The organism is Acinetobacter sp. YH12137 (assembly GCF_013418535.1).
Lineage (GTDB): Bacteria > Pseudomonadota > Gammaproteobacteria > Pseudomonadales > Moraxellaceae > Acinetobacter.
This window is the reverse complement of sequence record NZ_VPBW01000067.1, coordinates 1-4993: the sequence shown is the minus strand read 5'-3', so window position 1 is coordinate 4993 and position 4993 is coordinate 1. Positions and strand designations below refer to the sequence as shown.

At 35.3% G+C, this 4993-nt stretch carries 6 protein-coding genes and 2 pseudogenes; 5 read left to right on the top strand and 3 right to left on the bottom strand.

Annotated elements, in window-relative coordinates; genetic code table 11:
- Nucleotides 1–370 precede the first annotated feature (370 nt).
- Entirely contained in the window at nt 371–1570 is a 1200-nt protein-coding gene (locus tag FTU72_RS15875; RefSeq protein ID WP_005245164.1) for an integrase arm-type DNA-binding domain-containing protein, read from the top strand.
- Between the two features lie 41 nt (nt 1571–1611).
- Here FTU72_RS15875 and FTU72_RS15870 read toward each other — a convergent pair whose 3' ends face one another.
- Nucleotides 1612–2025 (bottom strand): Cd(II)/Pb(II)-responsive transcriptional regulator, encoded by a 414-nt coding sequence (locus FTU72_RS15870; RefSeq protein ID WP_005245163.1) that lies wholly within the window; start codon nt 2023–2025, stop codon nt 1612–1614.
- 79 nt (nt 2026–2104) lie between these two features.
- Between FTU72_RS15870 and FTU72_RS15865 the strand changes: the two genes are divergently transcribed.
- Nucleotides 2105–2509, top strand: coding sequence for a hypothetical protein (locus FTU72_RS15865; protein ID WP_180004480.1), 405 nt, complete (start codon nt 2105–2107; stop codon nt 2507–2509).
- Nucleotides 2496–3383, top strand: a complete 888-nt coding sequence (locus FTU72_RS15860) for a cation diffusion facilitator family transporter (RefSeq protein ID WP_127800877.1) — start codon at nt 2496–2498, stop codon at nt 3381–3383. The genes FTU72_RS15865 and FTU72_RS15860 overlap by 14 nt, the downstream gene beginning before the upstream one ends.
- Before the next feature lie 84 nt (nt 3384–3467).
- On the opposite strand, the pseudogene FTU72_RS15855 reads toward FTU72_RS15860, so the two are convergent.
- Nucleotides 3468–3692 (bottom strand): annotated as a pseudogene (locus tag FTU72_RS15855) (efflux RND transporter permease subunit); the annotation flags it as partial.
- Between FTU72_RS15855 and FTU72_RS15850 the strand changes: the two are divergent.
- Nucleotides 3692–3835: pseudogene (locus FTU72_RS15850) on the top strand (antitoxin HicB); the annotation flags it as partial. The pseudogenes FTU72_RS15855 and FTU72_RS15850 overlap by 1 nt on opposite strands.
- A gap of 252 nt (nt 3836–4087) precedes the next feature.
- Here the strand turns inward: FTU72_RS15850 and FTU72_RS15845 are convergent.
- Nucleotides 4088–4339, bottom strand: coding sequence for a hypothetical protein (locus FTU72_RS15845; protein ID WP_004658363.1), 252 nt, complete (start codon nt 4337–4339; stop codon nt 4088–4090).
- A gap of 194 nt (nt 4340–4533) precedes the next feature.
- Here FTU72_RS15845 and FTU72_RS15840 point away from each other — a divergent pair, with 194 nt between their 5' ends.
- Nucleotides 4534–4755, top strand: coding sequence for a helix-turn-helix transcriptional regulator (locus FTU72_RS15840; protein WP_004658364.1), 222 nt, complete (start codon nt 4534–4536; stop codon nt 4753–4755).
- Nucleotides 4756–4993 lie beyond the last annotated feature (238 nt).

The window sequence follows — 4993 nt, the reverse complement described above, 5'->3', positions numbered from 1 at the left end:
CAATGGCTTTTATGGCTTCAGCTTTAAATTCTGCGGTGTAAGTCTTCTGTTTCTTGCTCATGGTAAACTCCTAATGAGTATGTATAGTTTACCAAGTTAAACCCTCCTGTTTTTTAAGCACACATCAGTCATCTAAGAATTTAAAGCACAAGACTTATTTAACATTGATGACAGAAAAAGTGAGTTGTTGGTAACTTAAAGAAGAGGTGGTACTTATAATGGTTACTAAAATACAAATACTTAAAATATTAAATATATAAAACAATATATTACAAATATATATGATGCGTAGTGTACGCATCATACATAAAGCGTTCTATTTTGATATAATTGATCCAATCAACCCATTGTTAGGTTTCATTTAAATTCCATGAGTCTTACTGAAATTAAAGTTCGCCAAGCTCATTGTAAGGAAAAAACCAGTTTTTTATCCGATGAAGATGGGCTTAGCCTGAAGATTGAGCCGAGTGGAAGAAAATCTTGGTGCTATCGCTATACAGATCCACAAACTAAAAAACGTCGACGCATTCAGTTAGGTCGTTATCCTGATTTATCGCTGAAAAAGGCACGACAAGTCAGAGATGACTTTAAAGACAATGATTTCTGTTTTGAACAAGATACTGCCTCTAATGTCATCACCTTTGGTAAGGTCGGGGAGGAGTGGTTACAGTTCAAACTGAAAAATGCCTTCAACGATCTACCCCGCTGTGGTGTACTACAGTTAGCAGAAAGATGCTTACAGCAAGATATTTATCCAGACCTTCAGGATCTACCTTTTCAAAACATCAAGCGTTATGACCTGGTTTCAGTAATCAAAAAAATAGAGGGACGCCAAGTAAAAGAACCTGTCAAGAAAGCTTGTAGTTATTTGAACCAAATTTATGACTACGCTGTAGCGATGGGTTATTGTGAATTCAACATCGCGCATGGTTTAAATAAAATCGCCATTAACAGTAAAATCAAGAAAAATTATCCGTATTTGAAAGCGGAGGATATATCTGATTTTAAGTATAAATTACAAAAATTGGATGCCCATCCGATTATTAAAAAAGCACTGCTGTTCAAATTACATACTGGCGTGCGAGGGGCTGAATTGTTATTGGCTGAGCCTCATCATTTTGATTTAAATGAAAAAGTCTGGAAAATACCTGCCTTGCATATTAAACAGTTTCGACGAAAAGTCATATTAGGCCATGAGATTCCCGACTTCTTAGTTCCACTTTCAGATCAGGCTTTAGATATTTTAAAAGACGTCATGCAATGGTCATACGGTGAAAAGTACATTTTTGCTAGCCCACGGAAACATAATCAACCGATTCATTTTAATACATTAAATATGGCTATACGTAAGATGGGCTATGGAAAACATCAATTATCCTCTCATGGACTACGTTCCACTTTTAGTACCATTTTGAATGACTCAGGTTTGTTCCAGGATAACTGGATTGAGGCACAACTTTCACATATTGATAAGAACCGTACCCGTGCCAGCTATAATCACGCTGACTATTTAGCCCAGCGGACTGAAATGATGCAGTGGTGGGGTGATTATTTAAGTACTGCTAAGTGAAAATCGTACTTTTATACATAGACTTAAAACATTATGGGGTTTCAAATGGATAGTAAACAATATACTTGCCGTGTTACATGGTCAGCAGAATATAATGAGTATGTTGGGTTGTTCGAACCACAAGCACTAGCCATTTGTTGTAATTCAGCTTTAAGCGCCCTTAATTCTTTCATGCGTTTATTCACTAGTGCAAGTTGCTGATCAATTAATGCATTAACGCTAGAGCAGCTTTCTTCTGGCTTATTTTTTAATTCGATAAGACGTTTAATATCATTGAGTGATATATCTAGGCTGCGACAATGCTTTACGAATTCCAATTGTTTAAGTGCTTTGCTATCATACAGCCTGAAATTACCTTCTGAACGATTTGGATTTAACAGTAATCCTTCTCTTTCATAATATCTAATCGTTTGTATTGAACAGCCCGATTTTTTTGACAATTCGCCTATTTTCATCAATTTCCCCCAGACATTTGACTCTATAGTTACTATAGAGTCTATAGTATAAGTATGCAACGAAAAGGATATATAAAAAATGACTGAGAAATATTTAAACAATACGAATATCGTTAATTTTGAACACAAAGATATCCAATCCTTGATCGATCAACGTAGGTGGAAAAACTTGGATAACTTCAACAAAATTGGTGCCGCTTATCAGTTTGTAAAAGATGATTTTTGTGGTTATGGTGTTGCAACAAAGTGCTTTTCATCACCAGATACAGATTGGCGTGGAGAAAATACCTATATTCAAAAAGAAGGTATTCATGATGACTTTGGGCTTTATGATTCCCCTGATGAGTTCTATTTCGAAAAAGGGACTAACTTGTCGGGGTTCAAACGCTGGATATATCAACGCTTGATACGTCACTTGATTAATATGAATGTATCAAAACTAAGAAATAGAAAAGTACTAGAGGTACAAAATGCACAACCATAATCATAGTCATCAACATGGTAAAGATGACCGTATTGGTTGGGCATTTTTCCTTAATGTGACATTCACTATTATCGAATTTATAGGTGGTTGGCTCACTAACAGTACGGCGATAATGGCAGATGCAGTTCACGATCTTGGTGATAGTCTTTCAATAGGTTTTGCGTGGATTTTAAGTCGTTTTTCAGATAAAGAAGCATCAGATAAGTTTAGTTATGGTTATCGTAGACTTACTCTCTTTGGCGCATTGATAAACAGTATTGTTTTAATCATTGGCTCAATTTGGATTTTATTTGAAGCAATTCCAAAGCTGTCCAATCCTGAAATGCCTGTAGTCGAGGGGATGTTAGGGCTAGCGATACTCGGCGTTGCCGTTAACGGATATGCTGTATTAAAATTAAAAGCGGGTGAAACATTAAATGAGAAAGTGCTGACATGGCACCTTCTTGAAGATGTACTTGGATGGGTTGCCGTTCTTATAGTCTCTATCGTACTGTTGTTCGCTGAACTGCCGATATTAGATCCCCTTTTATCAATAGGGTTCACGCTGTTCATCTTGTTTAATGTTTTCAAAAACCTGAAATCAACACTCGTTTTATTTCTTCAAGCTGCACCCGATAAAGAGACTCAAAAGCGTATTAAACTATCACTAATGGAATTTCCTGAAGTTAATGGTATCCACCACATGCACTTTTGGTCACTAGATGGTGAAAGTCACGTTTTAACAGCGCACCTTGAGCTGAGTGACAACTTTGACGTTAAAGAATTAATTAGGCTTAAACAAGAAGTTGCAGCTAAATTATCTTCCTATCATTTATCGCATACAACGATAGAGTTTGAGTTTTTAAATGAAAATTGTCGGGATGAAGCGCAGTAAGCTTTATCAATAAAATGTTGGGCATACAATATTAAAAGCAGCTTAATTAGGCATAACCTAGTAATTAAGCTGCTTTTTTTGATTTTAAATTTCGTCGGATTGCTGTTTGCTACTCTCAGAGCCATGCGCCCATTGATATAAAATAGGCAATACAAACAAAGTTAAAATTGTAGAAGATACAATACCGCCGATAACAACTGTTGCTAGTGGTCGTTGTACTTCTGCACCAATTCCAGTGTTTAACGCCATTGGAATAAAACCTAAACTTGCGACCAGTGCCGTCATTAAAATAGGTCTTAAACGAATGATGTGCTGAGTTTCCATCATTGTCTTGGCTTGATGCGGATCAGTCTAAAGCATTCTCAGGAATAGAGGAGCTCGTTGCTGATGTTGTCGCTGATATGATTAGCAATAATGAAAAAGTTCCTACACCACTCTCCGGGAAAATATAGTAGGCAGTTTGTTGTCCTTGTTCTCAGTGGTTCAACAAAAACTAGCCCTCGAAGCCGCAGAACGTGGCGTGGACATAAATTGTTTAGTATCAGTAAAAAGAGCGATGTAATTTTAGTACGAGTGAGTGATAGAGCAGGAACCTATGCTTCATATATTCAGTAAATGGTATGTTTTTGAATTAATAGGTATTTTTAAATAAAGCTTTCTTTGATTTAGTGCTTTTTATTTAATAAATTAATTTTAAAAACAACTTAGGCTAATTGATAAACACTATCTGGAAAGATTAAAAGAAAATATTTTTTAATTTCTGCTAATTCATTTAAGGCAGGTTCCCTTTCAAGCAGTTGAAATGTCCAAATAAGTACAGCCTGATGATTATCATAGCAAGTATTTACTCCAAGAAAATTAGCCATTCCATAACTTCTATTGATGTTCATTTCTTTAATTAATTGATTTCCTAAGTCACGAGCTTGCTGGCTGATCAATAACTCATTTGGTAACACGGCGGTCATCTCCACAAAATAATCTAATGCAGGTTCAATCCTTATATTTAAAAAGTTATAATTTAGTTGAAATGGATAAAATATACTTTCTATAAGTTGTAATAACCTGCTGTAGGTTAATTTTAGCAAAGTATTACTCAGTCAACAACTTCAAATAACCCACAGCAAGTTATTTTTTGTAAATTAATTTAAATATGATTACTTGTAAGTTATCTAGCCTCATGGGCGATAGAAAAATTTTAAAATTAAGTGAAGTGGTGCATGCAACAGGTATCAATCGCAACACGCTCACAAGTATGTATTATGACCGTGCTGTACGTATTGAATTACCAGTCGCCGATAAGTTGTGTAAGTACTTTAACTGTACGATGAATGATTTGTTTGAGTTTAAGGAAGAAGTTGAAGAAAAAGATTAACTTAATACTTCGTTTGATAAGTTTTTCGAAGAAAAAGACTAGCCAATACTTAGTTTGATAAGTTTTTCTCTGCAGATCTAATATTGAATTTTATAAAATATCATTACAAACAGAGGTGGTTCCACTTGTTTGAACAACTAAAAGCGTATTTATAAGTGATATTCCGCTCTAGTTAAGCCACCTTGTTTTGTTGGGGTAGCTGATCATAGTAAAACTCATTTGGTGTCATTTTGTCTAG